The sequence below is a fragment of the Ruegeria sp. N11 genome, from assembly GCF_056531525.1.
The window spans coordinates 19,031-37,657 of the sequence record NZ_JBQFLX010000018.1 but is presented as its reverse complement, the minus strand read 5'-3'; the positions used below and the strand labels follow the sequence as shown (position 1 = coordinate 37,657).

Genomic DNA, 18,627 nt, shown 5'->3' with positions numbered 1-18,627 from the left:
CTTATCTTCAATTTGTAGGGGGCTATTTTTCTTTTGTTTCGGGCTGTGTTGGCATTTTTGACGACTGGTGTGTTGATCGCGATTGTTGCCTGGTCTGCCGCTGCGCTTGTTCCTGCATGCGGCGCAAATGATCGGGTCGCAGGAACCTGGTTGGATTGGTGCCCGGTCAACAAGGCCGAGCAGGCTGAACAGAGGCTGGCGGCACTCGAACGACAAAACCAGGAACTGGTCGATCGCATTTTGCGGCACGAACGCGAGCTTGCATTGTTGCAGTGTGAGCCCAAGGCACCGCAACAGGCCACGCTGCCCGATTTGGCCCCCATACCCGACAAGATCGACCCTCAGGACTGGGACAATCAGCGTATCGGATTGCTGGAAGGGTGCTGGGAACTGGATTCCCGGTTTGTGACCACCAACAGACGGACCGGCGTGAAGACTGATTACAACCAGTGGACCATGTGTTTCGACGCCAGTGGCAATGGGCGCGAAGAAATGCGTGCCGATAACGGCAACAGCTGCGCCGGACCGGTGACCGGCGCGTTCGCAGCTGATGGATCGCTGATTATCGACGAACCCGGCAACCTGCAATGCAGCGACGGCGGATACATCTACCGCCTGAGCAGCAGCTGTAAACTGAATGAATCCGGCACGGCCAGCTGTGTCGTGACGCAACCAGAAGTCGGCAGTTCGACAACCGTCGAATTCCGCCGACCCGCAAGGGGCAACTGATGGCTGAACACTTTCTGACCAAGACGCAAATCGATTTGGGCCAGTGCCTTGAGGCTGGAGACGAGCTTGCGATTGAGGCCTATCCGGCTCTGCTGGACGCGCTCACCGCGCATGGGGGTGAGGAAACGGCGCATCTATTTGCCGAACCGCTGCTCAGCCGGGGAAACGATCAGGTGGCTCCGTCGGTGTCGTGGTATACCGACATCAAGGGAAATGCGACGCCGTTCAATCGTCTGGATGACGCCGCGCAGAACGCGCTGGGGCAGGAGCTGACCCGCAGGCTGGCGCCACTTCAGGCCGCCTTGGGCAACGAGCAGACCGGAAGCCTGATTGGCAGCGCCCTTCATATCCCTGACATGAACGATGTCTGGTCCGTGGACGGAACACCGGTCATCATCAACTGGGGCATGTTGCCCGCCGGAGCCAGCCGCCAGACCGAGACCCGCGCGAAACACTATGCGCAAACTCTGGGGCGTTTTCTTCCCCTGCCTTCTGCACCGCCTTTGTCGTCAGGCGAAGCGCAGGAACTGGCCGCGCAGAAACAGGCTGCTGCCCCGGCGCCCCCGGCACCAGCCGCGGCGGCAACGGCAGCAGCAGCCACGGCGGCTCCGGTCGCAGCAGCAGCCGCAACGGCCGATCCAACACCGCCGCCTCCGCCTTCTCAGGCACCGGCAACACCGCAGCGGGTGCCGCTTTGGGCCTGGCTGCCGTTGCTGTTGCTGCTTCTGCTGGCCGGCGGCGCCCTGATCTGGCTGCTGATCCCCGGAAATCGCATTTTCCCGGACCTTGCCAAAGACCGCGCGGTCACTGACGAGGCGGCACTTGCGGCGGTTCTTAGCACCAACAAATCGCTGGAACAGCGTCTGGCAGACCTGCAGTTTGCGCTGGATGGCGCGGTTTGCGAAGCGGATGGCACCTTGCTGATGCCCAACGGTCGCACGATCGAAGGGTTGCTGCCGCCCGATCCGAATGACCGCGCCGACATACCCGGCGCAGTGCGCCCCGCTGACAGAACCTCTATTCTTCCCCCCAATCCGGAGCGCGTGAAAATTCAGGATTCCGATAACCCCAAGGACACCAAATCGTTGCTTGCCTATATCGAGGAGCGGACTGCCATGGTCCTCGCCCCGTCGCCCGAAGGGTTGGGCAGCGGGACAGGTTTCTTTGTGGGCCCGGACCTTCTGGTCACCAATCACCACGTTATCGCGTCGCCGGGTGCGACGATTTATGTAACCAACAATGCGCTCGGTTCATTGAGAGAAGCGCAGGTTCTCAAGACATTTGGCCCGTTCCAGTCCACGGGTGGCGATTTTGCGCTGCTGCGTGTTCAAGGCGCACAACAGCCTTCGTTCAACGTGCTGGATTCCGCGGAATCGCTGCGCCTGCAATCCGTTATCGCCGCGGGCTACCCGGGTGATCTGCTGCAAAGTGACGCGAATTTCCAACAACTCCGGTCCGGTGACAGAACCGCCGTTCCGGAATTGGCAGTCACAGACGGCACTATATCGGCCGAACAGACACTGCCACCGCAAACCAAAGTGGTTGTGCATTCAGCGCCGATATCGAAAGGCAATTCGGGCGGTCCGCTGGTTGATATGTGCGGCCGGTTGGTTGGCGTGAATACCTTTGTCAAAGTCGGCCCGATGCGCAGCCTGAATTTCGCGCTGTCCACCGGCGACCTGATGCGTTTTCTTGCCGACACAGGCGCGCTTCCCGCCGTTGTGACACAAACCTGCGCCCCGCAGGTTCAGCGCCCGCTGCCGCCGGAAACCGCACAGGCGTCGGGGGCGGCACCTGAAAGCCCCGCCCCGGAAACCAACGCGCTTCCGAAACTGCCGGCGCTGACGCCCAAATCCGAGTGAGCCGCAACGATGTTTGAAGCTTTCCTCGCAAATACTTCGACGCAAGGGCTTTCCCCGCTGGGAACGGCACCGCAGCGGTCATTCGAACTGATCTCGGGCACGATTCGGGACAAATTGGGCGAACGTCACGCCGCCCTGTTTGCCGAACCAGTGGCGACCCAGTACGGGGATCGGTTCGACTGGTATGCCGTGACGGGCGGCAAACCCCACAGGCTGGACACATTCGAAGAGGAGGAGCGCGCCGCCATCGACGCGGACCTTCAGGGCCTGTTGTCGGACATCCGCGAATTGGGCCAATCCCTGCTGGACAGCAACGACCCGGACCAGCAGCGGCTTGGCGAAGCCCTGTCCAACGCAACACGTTATCCCGATGATGGTTGCATCTACGTACTGACGGATGGCGAAACACGTCAGCCCGTGCTGTTGAACTGGGCCTGGGTCTCGGACAATCAGGCCGCGGTTGCAGGCGACCTGAGTGGCAAGGAGGGGGCTGCAAGAGCACAGAAGAAAGCCACGGAAAAGGCGGCAGCGGTTGCTGCGGCCACTGCTGCAGCGGCACCGGCATCCGCCGGAGAAGCGCAGGCCACGGCGGCTGATCGTGGTCCGTTAAACCTCTGGTGGCTGATGTGGTTTGGCTGGCTGCTGCTGATGCTGATGATCGCAGCCATCCTGTATCTGATGGTCGAAGCCTGCGCCCTGCGCATTCCGGGCTTGCCCGGTTACTGCCCGCCGCCGGGCGTGGAGGCATCCGAAGAAGAACGCAGAACACTTTGGCTGCGCGACCGGATCGCCAGCCTCGAGAAAGACATCGGCATTGCCGACCGCGCCTGTCAGCCTGACAAGGCAACAGCGCCGATCCCCGACCCGAAAGACCGGGCGCAACTGGTTCCGGATATCGACAGCGAAAGACTGGCTGAACGCGGTGCACGCGAAGGAAAACTGACGATTTCGTTGCTGTGGGACTCGGTTGCGGACTTACATCTGGATGTGCGGTGCCCGGGCAATCAGATCATCAATTACGACAATCGCGCGGCTTGCGGTGGCAACCTGGATATCGGCGGCAATCACGACATTCGTACGGCCGTGCCCAACGCAATCGAAAGCATGTATTTCGACGCCCCGGCCAATGGACCGTACAATATCGCAGTCTCATTGTTTGACCCCCACGGCCAAAGCACCACGCAATCCTTCCGATTGCGTATCAAGGACGGGGTCGAGACCAAAATATTCAATGGTTCAGTCACAAGCGGCCAACCCGCGTGGACCAAACAATACGAAGTTGGAAAGGGAAACTGATGCTCAGGGATCGGAAACCACAAATTCGCAAACTCGCGAATTTGCGCGAAGAAATCACTCTGATTCCGTTCTCGGGAATTCAAATGCTGGATTTCGGCTTTGACATTTCCAAGCTCGAAATGCGCCCTCTGCGATATATCGAACGGGTCACGGGCGAGCAGGATGGTGAGAACATTCTGACCCTGTTCCCGCTGTCCGGCGATGACACGCGCGACGCCGAAATCCTGGACGCGCGGCGCGACGATGACGACGAATATTCGGTTCGGCCAACTGCGGCGCTGGACCCGTTTCTGGACAAATGGGTGCCGGTGCCTTTCCTGCGTCAGAAAAGCCAGCGCGGCCATGCCGGTGAATTGCAGTTCGACCCTGGCCCGTCCAGCTGGGCGCGTATGCGAACCGTCGAACTGGCCGAACCGGACGCCGAAACCGGGCATACCCACAGGATCCAGATCGCGCTGGACACCACGTTGGTGGATCATCAGCAGGACATGAATTACGTCGCGCCTGAGAAATCGGATGCCGAAAAGGCCCGCGATTTCAAACTGGTGACCGAACCCAACGACATGAGATGGTTCCTGCGCCGTCCCGAAACGGACGAAGACGGCAACATGCTGGATCATCAGCGCTGGGTGTCGGAGTGGCTGAAAGAGCTGTTCATCAACTTCAAGCGCGCTGAACGACCCGGACGCCGTTTCGCGGAAGAGGACCTGCCGCACCGGTTCGAACATTGGGCACGATACCTGGCTTATCTGCAGGTCGTACAGAATACCGCGAACCCGCCGACCGTGCGTTTTGCCAATACCGTCAGCGAGCGGGACGCTGTTACACCGGTGAATGTCGATCTGGTTCTGGACGTCGGCAACAGCCGGACCTGCGGCATTCTGATCGAGCAGTTTCCGGGTGAAACACGTGTCGATCTGGCGCGGTCCTTCCCGCTGGAAATCCGCGATCTCAGCAAACCGGAATTCTACTACAGCGGTCTGTTCCCCAGCCGGGTCGAGTTTTCCGATGTCCGGTTCGGCGATGATCGCTATGCCAGTCGTTCGGGACGGCGCAACGCGTTCCTGTGGCCCAGCTTTGTGCGCATCGGCCCCGAAGCGGTGCGGCTGGTTCAGGGCGAGGAAGGGACCGAAACCCTGTCCGGTCTGTCGTCACCGAAACGATACCTATGGGACAGCGCCGCCGTGCAGCAGGACTGGCGGTTCCACAATCACATGGACCCAAACAACCTGCCCAAGGCGGTGCGATCTGCCATGCGCCACCTCAATGAGGCAGGCGATGTGATGAAGCAGGTCCGGTATGAGGAAGAACAACGCCTGCGCCGCCGGGGTGAAACACCCAGCACTCCGGCCATCCGGCCACGCTTCTCGCGCAGTTCGCTGTTCGGGTTCATGATGGGCGAGATCATTGCGCACGCGCTGATCCAGATCAACGATCCTGCCGGGCGATCGCGCCGGGCGCAATCGGATCTGCCACGCCGTCTGAACCGCATCATCCTGAGCCTGCCAACCGCCACGCCGATCAAGGAACAGGCCATCATCCGTTCGCGCACGCAAGGCGCGCTTGGCCTGATCTGGCAGCAATTGGGTTTGGACAGCGCTCAGAAGCCCTATTCGACCAAGCCCGAGGTGATGGTGGACTGGGACGAAGCGTCGTGTACCCAGCTTGTCTACCTCTACAGCGAGCTGACACAGAAATTCGACGGGCGCATCGATACGTTCATCAACCTCAAGGGCAAGCCCCGCATGTCCCCGTCGGGGGCCGAGGAACCGTCGTTGAGGCTGGCCAGCATTGATGTGGGTGGTGGCACAACCGACCTGATGATCACCACCTACCGGAATGAAGCCAACCGGGTTCTGCACCCCGAACAGACGTTCCGCGAGGGGTTCCGCATCGCGGGTGATGACCTGGTTCACCGAGTGGTCAGCGCCATCATCATTCCGCGCATTCAGGAATCCATCGAAGCCGCAGGCGGCGTCTACGTGGCCGAGAAGCTGCGCGAGCTGTTCGGCGGCGACATCGGCGGGCAGGATCAGCAGGCCGTTCAGCGACGCCGGCAATTCTCGCTGCGCGTGCTTGTGCCCCTGGCCGAGGCAACTCTGGCCCACTGCGAAACCTCGGAAGAGTTCGACCGGTTCGACCTGCCCGTGGCGCGCATTCTGGGCATGCCCGAGCCGGTTGATCCCGAAGATCGGCCTGAAGGTGAAGAAGAGGTAGCAGAAGCACCAACGACCGAACCGACACCCGATGCGAATGGCGGCCGCGAAGTCGGCTCTGACATCCTGTCATATGTCGAAGACGCGGCGGCTGCCCTTGGTGCACGCGACTGGAGGCTGGCCGATCTGGTCCTGACCAGCTCGCGCGAAGATGTCGATGCGATCAGCCGCGAGGTATTCCAGCGCGTTCTGGGCAACATGTGCGAGGTGATCGACCATCTGGGCGTTGATGTCGTGCTGCTGACCGGACGGCCCTCGCGCCTGCCGGCCATCCGCTCGATCGTCGAGGAAATGCTGGTTGTGTCACCGCACCGGCTGATATCGATGCACCAGTACAAGACCGGGCGCTGGTACCCATTCCGGGATCCTGTTTCGCAAAAGATCGGCGATCCGAAATCGACCGTTGCGGTCGGCGGTATGCTGATCGCGCTGTCGGAAAACCGTATCCCGAATTTCAAGGTCACGACCGGCGCGTTCCAGATGCGCTCGACCGCGCGGTTTGTCGGTGAGATGGACATCAACGGCCAGATCCCGGACGAACGCATCCTGTTCTCGGATGTCGATCTGGACACGGATGGGTCCAGCAATGACACCGCGACCGTGAACCTCTATTCGCCAGTCTATATCGGATCGCGGCAGTTACCGTTGGACCGCTGGACAACTACGCCGCTGTTCCGGCTGGATTTTGCGGATACCGGCAACCAGTCACGCCCGCTGCCGATCCGGGTCGAACTGCGCAAGACCGACTTTGACGACAGCGATGGGGAAACCAGCGAAGACAAGCTGCGCCGCGAATCCATGCGCGAGGCGTTCGAGATCGATCAGGTAGAAGACGGCGAAGGCGGCGCGATGAAATCAAGTGATGTCATTTTGCGCCTGCACACCCTTGGGTTCGAAGATGAATACTGGATCGACACTGGCGTGTTCCAGGTCTGAACCGGTTTGAAGATGTGAGACGATGATATGAGCCAACAAGACGCCCTTACCAACCGCTGCACCGATGTCGCCCGCTTGTCCCGCGCCGCGCTGGAATGGATCAGTGATCCCGAGAACGCGCAGACCGTCGAGGGCCGCGTCGCCCATCTGCCCAAAGTTCTGCGCAAAGCTGCAAGGCGGGCCGAACGACTGGGGCGCGCTTCGCAAACCAAGATGAGCGTCAGTGTCTTCGGTCCCTCGCAGGCCGGCAAGTCCTTTCTGGTCTCGGTTCTGGCCCGCCCGAACGAGGGGCGTCTGGTGGCCGATTTCAACGGCCCGGGCGGCAAGCTTGACTATATCAGCCAGGTGAATCCGGCAGGTGACGGCGAGTCCACCGGGCTGGTGACGCGGTTCACCATGACCAAGGCCCCGACGCCGGACGGGTACCCGATCCAGCTCAACCTGCTGACCGAGGCTGACATCGCGCGCACGCTGATCAACAGCTTTTACGAGGATGGCGACCTGTCCGAAGAGCCGCCGACACCGGAATCGCTGGGGGCTCATTTTTCGGCTCATTCAGGCAAGGCGCAGGCAGCACCCACCGGCGGGATAGACTATGAAGAAGTCTACGAGATTGCTGATTACGTCCAAAAGTGGGTCAGCAAATCGTCCTATGCCTTCAATCTGGGCGGGTTCTGGGACGAAGCGGCCGAACTAGCTCCGCGCCTGACACCCGAAGATCGCGGGCAGTTTCTGTCGATCCTGTGGGGCGGGTACGAACCGCTGACCAACCTGTACATCAAACTGTCCAAAGCGCTGGCGACGATCAACCATGCCGAGGTGATCTACGCTTCGCTGGGTTCGCTGCAGCCGCGCGAGACCTCAATCATCGACGTCAACACCCTGTCGGGTCTGTTTGGACCGGAGGGCGAGGACATGCTGAATATCCAGACCGCCGCCGGGCAGAACGGTCAGCTGAACCGTGCGGTGACAACCGCGCTGGCGGCGGAACTGGTCTTTCCGATGGAAGAACAGCCATCACCCCTGTTTGCCGAAACCGATCTGCTGGACTTTCCCGGTGCCCGCAACCGGTTTGAGGCACCTCTGTCAGTCACCCTTCGCAATCCCGAAGAAGCCGTAACCAACATGCTATTGCGCGGCAAGGTGGCCTATCTGTTCGATCGCTACGTTTCGAACCAGGAAATCACCTCGATGCTGCTGTGTGTGCCCGACAGCAACATGGAAACGCTCAGCTTGCCGGGACTGGTCGAGCAGTGGATCGAGCTGACCCATGGCGCGACCCCGGATGAACGGGCCAAGAACGACTGTATTCTGTTCTTCGTGATGACCAAGTTCGACAAACACCTGATCGACAGCGCCTCGGGCGCCGAGGATTACGAGCGGTTCGAGCGGCGCATGGATGCGTCCTTGCTGAAAGGGTTCGGCAAGGTGCCAACGTCATGGGTTCACAAATGGGCCGGGACCGAACCGTTCACCAACTGCTACTGGTTGCGAAACCCCTATTATCCGATCGAAGCGCTGATCAAATACGAGGATGAACGCGAGGTCGAGATCATCCCCGACAAGGTCAACCGCCTGGCCGAGCTCAAGGCGGGCTGTCTTCAGGCGGAACCGGTGCAAAAGCACTTCAAGGATCCCGAACGGGCATGGGAAGCTGCGCTTGGCCTGAACGATGGTGGTGTCAGCTATCTGATCGAAGAACTGACGAAAGTCTGCAAACCCGAAAGCAAACTGCGCCAGATCAGCAATCAGGTCGAAGCGGTCGCCGCCAATCTGTATCAGGAACTGGCCCAGTTCTACATCTCCGATGACGTCGAAAAACGGATCGAGGAAAAGAGACTTGCCGCCGCCGGTATCATCGACAGTCTTGAACTGACCTTGTCCAACCACCGGTTCGGTGCCTTCCTGAATGCGTTGTCGGTGGATCAGGATGCGGTGCAGGACCGGATTTCGCGGGTGCCTTCGTCAATCCGCATCACGAACGCGGTTGCAAATGAAGCGCACAAACCTGCCGCAGTAACGCCGGCCGCCGCGACCAGCGCACCAAGCCCGGCGCGCCCCGGCGCACCGTTACGTCCCGGCGCACCGGCCAGACCATCGGCCCCGACCTCGCAGGCCAATGCAGCTCCGCCTGAAACGCCCGAGGCCGAGGATGACAAGCCAAAGACAAAATCAATCCGCACCATGACGCCCGAGACCTTTCAGGCAGATACCGCGATTTCCGTCTGGGTCGAGGGCCTGAACCGGTTCCGTGAGGATGAAGAACGGCTGGCCATCTTCCAACTGACGCCGGAAAAAGCCGGCGATCTGGTCAATGAAATGGTGCACGGTTTCTCGCGCACCAATGTCCAGAGCGGCATTATGGAACTGCTGCGAAGCATTTCTTACAGCCTGACCGTCGACAAGCAGGCGCCGTCTGCCGCCATTGTCTGCTCGGAACGAATTAATAATTTTGTCACTACGCTTGGCGCCCGCGACATGTTTAATGGACAGGGTCTGGACATTGATCTTGGCGAAGGAGCAAGCAGGAAAGCGTTCGAAAAACACAAGGGCGCTGATACTGCCGAAAGCCTGCCTGAAGTGCCCCGCGCAGCCGCGACAGATACCTGGACGGATTGGGTATTCGCATTGGACGCGCTGTTTGTAGAAAACGCCAAGGATGGTGATGCCGGCACGGTGAATATTGAACAGAACATCAAACTGGGCGGCGTCCTCAACGAGCTAACAGTCAACGCGGAGCAACCCTCGTGATCGAGATCAAACCAGATCCCAAACATCCTCGCGGTGGCTTTGCCGAAATCACCATATCCGGTGCGACCGCCGATGATGATCCGGTCAGCGTTGCGGTGTTCAACAGCTATCAGCAGAAATGGCTGGGCGCGGATGGCTGGCAGCCGAACCGAGCGAGTATCCCGGCGCGCACCGCCGAACAGGGCGGCGACTCGCTGCGACTGGTCGTCGGACCCGAGGTTGTAAACCACATCGAAGAAGATACACCCGTTCGGATCGAAGTGGGCGGCGGCAGTTGGGACACCTATTGGCCTGACGATATCAATGCAGGCCCGGACGAGGCCGTCATTGGTGGCATCGGCGGCACCGGCACGGCACCTGAAGTCAAAGCACCAACCGTAATGGTGGCGCAACCGCAGACAGACGATGCCGAAAGTGGTGTCGACGTGGGCGATGATGGGGACGCAAAGTCACCTGAAAGCAATCTGGAAGGCAAGGGCAGCGTCGCCCCGTCAGATACGTCAGAGGAAGAATCCGAAGGAAAATCCAGCAAGTCCGGATTGATTATCGGCGGGGTCGTGGTGGCAGCGGTCCTTGCCGCGCTTGCCTATCTGTTCCTGATGCCGGGCACCACGCCGGAAGATGACCCGGTCGAAGTGACTGAGCCGGAACCCGCGCCCGAACCTGAACCGGACCCGGTACAGAATGCCTGCGCCATGTCTCAGCTTGCCGAACTCTCGTCGCAAGGTTTCGACGCGGTGGCAGGCAAAATGCGCGAATGCGGTGGCAGTTTGTCGGCCGATGACGCACTGGGTCTTGTCGAAAAAGCGGCCCTTGCCGGAGATGCCCAGGCGCTTGCCATGTTCGGTTCAATTTACGACAGCGGCGTCACGGATGACGTTATCGAAGGTCAGATCGGCCTGACATTCCCTGATAAGCCGTCCCTGGCGGCGGAGTATTACGACAGGGCCGTCAAGGCCGGGTCCCAGGAAGCAGCGGATCGCCTGGCAGCGGTCTGTACACGTCTGCGGATCAAGTCCGATTCCCTGTCGAAAAGCGCGTTTGAAGATTATTGCCAGTGACCCAGAGGACCCTGAAAACCATGCACCCTGCCCTGATACTCCGGTTCGTTGCCGTCTTTGCATTGCTCTGGGCGTTTGGGGCGGCTGGTGCGGACGCACAGCAACGCAAACCCCTGCTGCTTGAAGGAACCCAAACAATCTATGAACGGGTCCTGACCCGCCCCGGCACCACGCTTCACCCGTCGGCAAACGGCCCTGCGCAATCGACCTATCCGGCCTTTCAGCCGCTTTATGTCTTTGCACGGCAAGACGGTTGGCTTGAGGTCGGCCCAAGCCCGAATATGGCGCCCGAAGGCTGGGTGCAGGAGCCCGGTACCGTACCATGGAAGCAGAACATCGTCGGTGCCTTTACCAATTCCGCCGGTCGCAGCCGTCAACTGCTGTTCGACACGCAGCAGAACCTAGATTGGCTGATGAACCACGAAGCGCTGCGCGATGTGCAGGAACGTCTGGTCGCCGAAGCCTCGGCCGGTGTTGTTGACGGTCAGAATGGTGTCGTCTCGGTCGAACCACAGGAATTCGTCAATATCCGCGACGAACTGTATCTGATGCCGATCCTCGATTTCACCGAGGCGTTGCATCCGTTGACATATGACGAGGTCCTGCTGATGCAGGTGGCCTCGGTCCCGAAACAAGAGGATACGGCAGGCGCACAGGAACTTCAGGGCGATCCGGCAGCCTTTGATGTGGGCATCGTCTTTGTTCTGGACACGACGCAGTCGATGGAGCCTTACATCGCTGCCACACAGCGCGTTCTTCAGAACACAGTGCGCCAGATTGAGGGCACCGAAATCGGAAAGCTGGTCAATTTCGGAGTGATCGGATTTCGCGACAACACCGAAGCTGTGCCAGAGCTGGAATACCGCACCAAAACTCTGATGGATGTGGAACGGCGTCAGGATCAAAGCCCGGTTCTGTCTGCGATTGGCGAGGCAACCTATGTGGCCCGCGCCAATTCGCCCGGTTTCAACGAAGACAGCCTTGCTGGCGTCGAGGATGCGATCGATACGATTGATTGGGAACTGTCCAAGGGTGACGGTGACAAGATCGATGCGCGCTATGTCATTCTGGTGACCGACGCTGGGCCGAAAGACCCGCGGGATCCGAACGCGCGGTCCGAGATCGGAACCGTCGAACTGCAGAAAGACGCCGAAGGCCGCAATATCGTCGTCATGACGCTGCACCTCAAAACCCCCAACGGGCAGGGCAATCACGCCTATGCCGCCGCCAAATACCGTGAGCTTTCGCGCTTTGCCGGGCGGGAGTACTATTTCCCCATCGAAGGCGGCTCGGAACAGGCATTTGAAGGCGTCGTCACCCGGCTGGTGACCGCACTGACCGACCATGTCCGTATCGTCCGGGGCGAAAAAACGGTGCTCAACCCGGAAGAGGCTGGCGAAGGCCTGGTCGAACTGGGCCGCGCCATGCAACTGGCCTGGCTGGGTGAACAAAAAGGCACGCAAGCCCCTGACGTGATCAAGGGCTGGCTGCCCAATCGCGCTGTCGAAGCACCCGACCGGCTTGCCATCGAACCGCGCCTGCTGGTGACCAAGAACGAGATGGCCAGCATGGCCGAGTTTCTGGACAATTTGGTGCGCTTTGGCGAAACCGCGCAAAGCTCGGAACAGTCGCTTGATTTCTTCTCGCAGGTTCGGGGTCTGATCGCGGATATGGCGCAGAACCCGGACCTGCTGGTCAACGCAAACGCCGACACGCTGGGCGGCGCGATGGAGTTTCTGGACCGTCTGCCCTATCAAAGCCAGGTTCTGGGCATGAGCGAGCAACGCTGGGCCGAAAGCGCCATGTTCCGCCGCAGCGTGATCGATGGCATGCGCCAGAAACTGACCCAATATCGGAAGTGGCTGTTTGACAGCACCGTCTGGACTGCACTTTACGAGGGCGCGCCTGACGGCGAGCATGTCTTTGCCATGCCCTTTGACGTGTTGCCCTGACCCGTGTCGGCTCAGCTGCTTCTTGAAGGTGTATCGGTCAGCCTGAGCGATCTGGAACGTCGGTTTACGCTGGATGTTCCGGGCCTAAGCCTGACTTCAGGAGAAGCGATAGGCCTGACCGGCCCCAGCGGCACGGGCAAGACCCTGTTGCTTGAGACACTCGGGTTGCTGCGGCGTCCATCAACGGCGAAGAAATTTCTGATCGGGGTTGATGAGGATGGGCTGGATTTTGGCGGCATCTGGAACAATCACAGCACGTCGCCCGCTGAAATTCGCGGGACGATGTTTGGGTTCGTTCCACAAAGCGGCGGCCTTTTGCCTTTTCTGACCGTGGCCGACAATGTTGCGCTGTCGCAAAAGATTGTCGGTATGGATGATCCGGGATGGTGCAGCGAGTTGCTGCGGCGATTGGAGATCTCGGAAATTTCCGCGCTGTATCCCGGCGCGTTGTCCATCGGTCAGCGTCAGCGTGTTGCCATCTGCCGTGCGCTGGCGCATCGCCCCGCCTTTGTGATCGCGGACGAACCCACCGCAGCGCTGGACCCCGGGGCAGCCTCGACCGCGATGGGGTTGCTGATCGATATGGCCATTTCGGGCGGGGCCGGTGTAATCATCTCGTCCCATGATCTGGACCTTCTGGACCAGTTTTCGCTCCGCCGGATCGCCCTTGGACTGGTGGATCCGGCGAACCAGTCCAACGTCATCAGCCAACTACACGGCCAGACCGGAGTGGCGACAGCGGGGGACGCGGCATGAGGCTGATGATCGAGCTGGCCTTGCGCGACCTGTTGCGCCAACGCGTACATCTGATCTGCAATGTCGCAATTCTTGCCGGGGTCCTGGTGCCGCTCATGGTGATCTTCGGCGTCAAGAACGGGGTTTATGACGCGCTGATCGGGCGGCTGTTGAACGACCCGGCGACCTTGCGGATCGAAACCACCGGAAACAGCGCGTTTGTTGAAAGCGACGTAGCCGAGGTGGCGGGCTGGGAACAGACGGCCTTTGCCACGGCAAAAACCCGGTCGATCTTTGATTTCGTCAATGTCCGAAAGGAAGGGGCGGTCGCTAAGCGAGACGCTGTTCTGGTTCCGTCGGGCACAGGTGACCCGACCTTGCCAAAGGACCTTGAACTGGGCGCAGACCAGGTGGTCCTCAGCGCCAGTCTGGCACGTCAGCTCGAGTTCTCCGTTGGCGACATCGTGCAGATTTTCACGCAGGCTACAGAACGAAAACGGCAACTGATGCTGCCGCTGGAACTTGTCGTGATCCTTCCGGATTCCGCGCTGTCCGGCCGGTCCGTTCTGGCCAATATCGAGGTGCTGGATCTGGTCGAAGCCTTTTATGACGAATACGCCCTGCCCGATCATGGAATAACCGAAGGGCGCGACATCGCCGCACGCAAGCCTGAATTCGAAGGGATGCGCGTCTTTGCCCGCGACATCACCGAACTGGCGGCCCTGCAATCAAGGCTGGAACAGCGGTTTGGCGTGCAGACCGAAGCCCGCACGGCGGAGGTCAGCGGCGTCCTCAGCCTGGGACGCAATCTGAATCTGGCACTGCTGCTGACAGCCGGGGTTGCCAGTCTGGGTCTGGCCGCCGCGCTGGTCTTCGGGTTCTGGGGTGAGGTCGCGCGCAAGCGTCAGACGCTCGCCTCGTTGGCCTTGTTGGGGATCGGCCCGCGCAGGCTGTGGATGTTTCCCGTCGTTCAGGCATTTGTCAGCGGATTGATCGGCTTGCTGGTCAGTTTCGTACTGTTCTGGATCGCCGGCAATCTGGCCGAGCGCTTGTTTGACAGCGGCCTGACCGAAGAAAACGGTCTTGTCGTTCTGGGGTTGCTTCAAAGCCTGGTCATCATCGTTCTGACACTGGTGTTTGTGATGGCCGCCGCCTTTTTTGCGGCTCGCAGTGCTGCGCGTGTGGACCCCGCTGAAGTGCTGCGCGAAGGGGCGACCTGATCAACTGCCGCTTTTGTGTGTAGGCAGATTGTCGAAAATCTCTTCGTCGCTGTCGATCGGGATACGGTTGTCGCCGGGGTAATAGCTGGCCGAGATATAAGGCCGCTTGCGCCCGCCACCGGGTTTGTCAGCTGTTTCGACAAGCGAATACAACACGATCTGCTGCCCACTGAAATCCTGAAACGTGCCGACCGGGGCCTCACCCTGATTGGGCACGGATTCCCAATGCCGCAGCAAATCCAGTGCCTTCACGGACTCGCGCCCACCGATCAGCGTTGTGCCGATGAAGTCGCCGTCCGTTGACGGGTTGGTGGTCCCCTTGAAGCGCGCGCCTGGCACCAGTGCGCCCAGCGCCGCGTTGGCGTTGACCTGCCAGATATTATGGTCCGTCCCGATCAGAACGCCGCCGCCTCGCTCGGCCAGCGCCGACAGCTGATTGACCAGAATGGCCCCGCTTGATCCGTTCCGGCCCGGAAACTTCGTGGTCGGGTTATGATTGATGTTCCGGATCGCGAAAGAACCGTCCAGCATCAGCGTTCGGCGCCCTGCCCCGTAAAACTGCTGCAGGGCCTGCACGTCTTCAGCATTCATCCGTTTGCGTTGATTAGCTGTGTCCAGAATCAGAATATCGTATTGCCCGCCCCGCAAAGCCGCCGCCAGGCCACCACCCTGCAGGTTCCGTTCGTATGTGACATTGAAATCCTTGCCTTCGCGATACTGATCGAGGAACTGGGCCATTTGCTGACGGTGCCGCGATACAACCTCGGGGCTGTAATCGGGCATCGCGTTGAACCACAATACGCTGCGGGTTGTGTTGTGCCCCTGATGCTGGGCGTGGGCCAGTGTGCCGGCAAAAAGATACAAGACAAACCAAATTCGAAATAGACGGCTCAAAACAGTCACGACCCAACTCCACCAATACAGGTTTCAGTTTATCCGACTTCCCCGCCCCGCAAAATAACGAAAACTGTCATTCTGCTCGGGCAAGGGGCGGATTGACCAACGGCCTAATATCCGCAACTCTGCCAGAGAAGTTTTTGAGATAATTATTAGGTATCGCTAAGGAATATGCCGGTCAGATCAACCCTGCCAGTCATGATTGCCAGTGTCGGCATCGTCGGCCTCGCCGGTGTTTCTGCGGCACTGATCCTGCAGGCATGTGCGTTGCAGATCCCGATACTGCGGGACCTGACAGGCTGTAAGCCGCAAACGCAACTGGTCGCGCAGGAGCAACTGAGTGTGTCGAAAGCAGCCGGTCTGGAGCTGGAACGCCGTATCTTTCAGTTGGAGAGAGAACTGGCCGCGCTGCAATGCGTCAAGGCCCCACCCGATGCCACCGGACCGCTGCACGATGAGGGGTGGAACGAGGCGGATCTGGAAATGCTTTACGGCTGCTGGTCGCTGGACACCACCTATCGCACCCGTGACGTCGATTCCGGTGAAATCCGCACCTATCGGGACTGGCAGATGTGTTTCGACACCAATGGCAACGGCAAGCAGGTCATGCGGTCGAACGATGGGATCACATGCGAAGGCAGGGTTCAGGCGCAATTCGCGCAAGGTCAGCTGAACCTGATCGAGCCTGGAAATCTTGCCTGCCAGGACAACGGCTACATCCATCAGCGCCAGATCAGTTGCGCCCTGGCGGAAAACGGCAAGGCGAGTTGCGAGACCTTGCAGCCCGAAACCGGAGGCGAGGCCACGGTCGGGTTCGAACGTGCGCCGGCTTGAAGTTTGAGGATAGTTTTCGTGCGTCGCCAAGCGCGATGAGGGTCACGCTGTCGGCACCCGCGTTTGGCAGAATTTCTCCGAAGACCAAAGACAGTCCGGGCTTGAACTCGGCACATCGTCAAGCTGAAGCATCCGCCCCAAATGGGGCGGCCCGCTACGTGTCGCCGAAATTCGGGCAGTTCAGGAAGTCTCCGGTTCAATCCGATTTCTGGTGCGTCAGTGCGCCACCCATGATCGTGTAGACAACTTCGACATCCGAGATGGCTGATGGTTCGACTTCGAACAGGTTTTCCCCAAGCACTACAATATCGGCCTTCTTTCCGACTTCGATGCTCCCGATCTCGCCGTCCATTGCCATACCTTTAGCGGCGTTGATCGTATGTGCTTCCAATGCCATTTGCAGCGGTATTTTGGCCTCTTCTCCACCCAGCGGCGGAACATCCGCGCGACCGCGCAACTGGCGTGTTACCCCTGCCTCAATGGCTGCAAGCGGACGATACTCGGATACGTACCCGGACACAGGCCAGTCCGAACCGAATGAGAATATACCACCCTCGTCCGCGACCCTGTTCACCGGAAACATCGCCTGCACGCGCTCTTCACCCAGTCTGGACGTTGAAATGGACTGCATGAGCGGGTCAAAGGTCATCCACGCGCCGGTTGTGTCATATATGACGCCCAGCTCTCCGAACCGGGCGTAATCGTCGGGATGAACCAGGGTGCCATGCGTTATCTTGTGCGCACGTTTGCGGTCAGGGTTCACTTCGATTGCGGCCTCAATGGCGTCCAGAAGAGTTCTTACCGCCAGATCCCCGAAGCAGTGACACGTGACGTTGAAGCCTGAGGCATCGGCGCGGATCACCGCGTCTTTGACCAATCTGATCGGAATAATCGGGTCGACCTCAAGTTCGGGTTTGTCGGCATATGGATCCACGTAGAGCGCATTCCATTTGTCGTCCCCACCATCAATATTGATCTTCAGATAGCGAGCCTTGACTAATTCAGAGTCGAACTTGTCGCTGAGCTCCTGAGTGCCGGGAAGGGGGTCAATCGCCCCGTCGTTCCAGTAGAATGAGCCGATGAAGCGTATTGGCAGATCTCCGTTTTTCTCGAAATCGGCCATCATCTGAAAGCCTTCTTCCTGGCTCATCCCCTGAATGCCGTGGTCATGAACTGCGGTGATCCCGGCAGCAGCGAAACGCTGTAGCCAGTTCGAAACACCATCCGCCAAGAACTCGGGGTTGATGTCTATCAGCGAAGTCAGAACCTGCATCTGGGCTGGCACCTCGACGACCCACCCGGTCGGGTTGCCGTCGGTGTCACGTTCAAAAAAGGAAAAACCCGGCGCTGTGTCAGGCGTGTCCTTGTCGACACCGGCCATTTCCAACGCCTTGGAATTCACCCAAGCCGCGTGGCCGTCGATTGCCCACAAAAACACAGGTCGGTCAGGTTCAATTTCATCGAGCATGGCGGCCGTCGGATTTCCGTCCGTCCATGGGTTGAAACGGACCCCGTAGCCCAGAATTATGTCATTGTCGTTGGTTTCGGCTTCCTGGCGGATACGGGAAAACAGCTCGTCCTTGTCATCTGTCTGCAGATCCACGCCAAGCATGATCAACCCGCCTGCGGCCGCATGTATATGCCCATCAACAAAACCCGGAAGGGCCATTCTACCTTTGAGGTCGATGACTTCGGTACCGATGCCGATGACGTCCTTCAAACCGGCCGCATCGCCCACATAGACGATTTCATCGCCTTCTATTCCCACGGCGGTTGCAACGCTTCTGCCTGCGTCCATCGTATGGATCTCTCCGTTGATCAGAGCGTAATCAGCAGTTGGGTTACTTCGATTGGACTGCGCGAATGCGGGGGATGTACTGGCAAAAATGGCGATAGCCGAAACAAGTAGTTTAGTCATTGCAACCTCTCCAAACGAATAATTCGAATATGATCATAGTGTACCAATCCCAAAAAACGACCTTTACGGCTGATTGCTAGTCGTGCGACGAAGTAGGCAAGGCCAAATCCAAGCCGATATCAATTCACCCTTGCCAAACTCCTCACACCCCTGTAGATCGCGCGAGTTCTCGACAAGAACATCAAGGCGGGGTGATTCCCGCCTTTTGGGTTCGATGAGG

General features: G+C 59.5%; 12 protein-coding genes. 10 read left to right on the top strand and 2 right to left on the bottom strand.

The window, feature by feature from the left end; all coding sequences use genetic code 11:
- The first annotated feature begins 72 nt into the window (after positions 1–72).
- The 9 genes from ACR0J8_RS18095 to ACR0J8_RS18055 are packed head-to-tail and all read left to right on the top strand — an operon-like array spanning position 73 to position 14,758.
- On the top strand, positions 73–729 hold the full coding sequence (locus tag ACR0J8_RS18095; RefSeq protein WP_480523779.1) for a hypothetical protein: 657 nt from the start codon (positions 73–75) through the stop codon (positions 727–729).
- Positions 729–2,591, top strand: a complete 1,863-nt coding sequence (locus ACR0J8_RS18090) for a S1C family serine protease (protein ID WP_480523780.1) — start codon at positions 729–731, stop codon at positions 2,589–2,591. The genes ACR0J8_RS18095 and ACR0J8_RS18090 overlap by 1 nt, the downstream gene beginning before the upstream one ends.
- A gap of 9 nt (positions 2,592–2,600) precedes the next feature.
- Positions 2,601–3,887, top strand: coding sequence for a hypothetical protein (locus tag ACR0J8_RS18085; protein WP_480523782.1), 1,287 nt, complete (start codon positions 2,601–2,603; stop codon positions 3,885–3,887).
- The gene (locus ACR0J8_RS18080; protein WP_480523784.1) at positions 3,887–7,039 is read left to right on the top strand and encodes a virulence factor SrfB; all 3,153 of its coding nucleotides are present in this window, start codon (positions 3,887–3,889) and stop codon (positions 7,037–7,039) included. The genes ACR0J8_RS18085 and ACR0J8_RS18080 overlap by 1 nt, the downstream gene beginning before the upstream one ends.
- Positions 7,040–7,066: 27 nt before the next feature.
- Positions 7,067–9,790: a virulence factor SrfC family protein gene (locus ACR0J8_RS18075; RefSeq protein WP_480523785.1), complete on the top strand. Its 2,724-nt coding sequence runs from the start codon at positions 7,067–7,069 to the stop codon at positions 9,788–9,790.
- Positions 9,787–10,851: a hypothetical protein gene (locus tag ACR0J8_RS18070; RefSeq protein ID WP_480523787.1), complete on the top strand. Its 1,065-nt coding sequence runs from the start codon at positions 9,787–9,789 to the stop codon at positions 10,849–10,851. Before ACR0J8_RS18075 ends, ACR0J8_RS18070 begins: the two co-directional genes overlap by 4 nt.
- Positions 10,848–12,803, top strand: a complete 1,956-nt coding sequence (locus ACR0J8_RS18065; protein ID WP_480523789.1) for a vWA domain-containing protein — start codon at positions 10,848–10,850, stop codon at positions 12,801–12,803. Before ACR0J8_RS18070 ends, ACR0J8_RS18065 begins: the two co-directional genes overlap by 4 nt.
- Positions 12,804–12,806: 3 nt before the next feature.
- Positions 12,807–13,559, top strand: a complete 753-nt coding sequence (locus tag ACR0J8_RS18060; RefSeq protein ID WP_480891505.1) for an ATP-binding cassette domain-containing protein — start codon at positions 12,807–12,809, stop codon at positions 13,557–13,559.
- On the top strand, positions 13,556–14,758 hold the full coding sequence (locus ACR0J8_RS18055) for an ABC transporter permease family protein (protein ID WP_480891503.1): 1,203 nt from the start codon (positions 13,556–13,558) through the stop codon (positions 14,756–14,758). Before ACR0J8_RS18060 ends, ACR0J8_RS18055 begins: the two co-directional genes overlap by 4 nt.
- Here the strand turns inward: ACR0J8_RS18055 and ACR0J8_RS18050 are convergent, their stop codons facing one another.
- Positions 14,759–15,622: a hypothetical protein gene (locus tag ACR0J8_RS18050; protein ID WP_480891501.1), complete on the bottom strand. Its 864-nt coding sequence runs from the start codon at positions 15,620–15,622 to the stop codon at positions 14,759–14,761.
- Positions 15,623–15,826: 204 nt separating this feature from the next.
- Here ACR0J8_RS18050 and ACR0J8_RS18045 point away from each other — a divergent pair, with 204 nt between their 5' ends.
- A complete protein-coding gene (locus ACR0J8_RS18045) occupies positions 15,827–16,489 on the top strand; it encodes a hypothetical protein (RefSeq protein ID WP_480523797.1) in 663 nt (220 codons plus the stop codon).
- A 196-nt stretch (positions 16,490–16,685) separates the two neighbouring features.
- On the opposite strand, the gene ACR0J8_RS18040 is transcribed toward ACR0J8_RS18045, so the two are convergent.
- On the bottom strand, positions 16,686–18,407 hold the full coding sequence (locus ACR0J8_RS18040) for an amidohydrolase (RefSeq protein WP_480891498.1): 1,722 nt from the start codon (positions 18,405–18,407) through the stop codon (positions 16,686–16,688).
- Between the last annotated feature and the right edge of the window lie 220 nt (positions 18,408–18,627).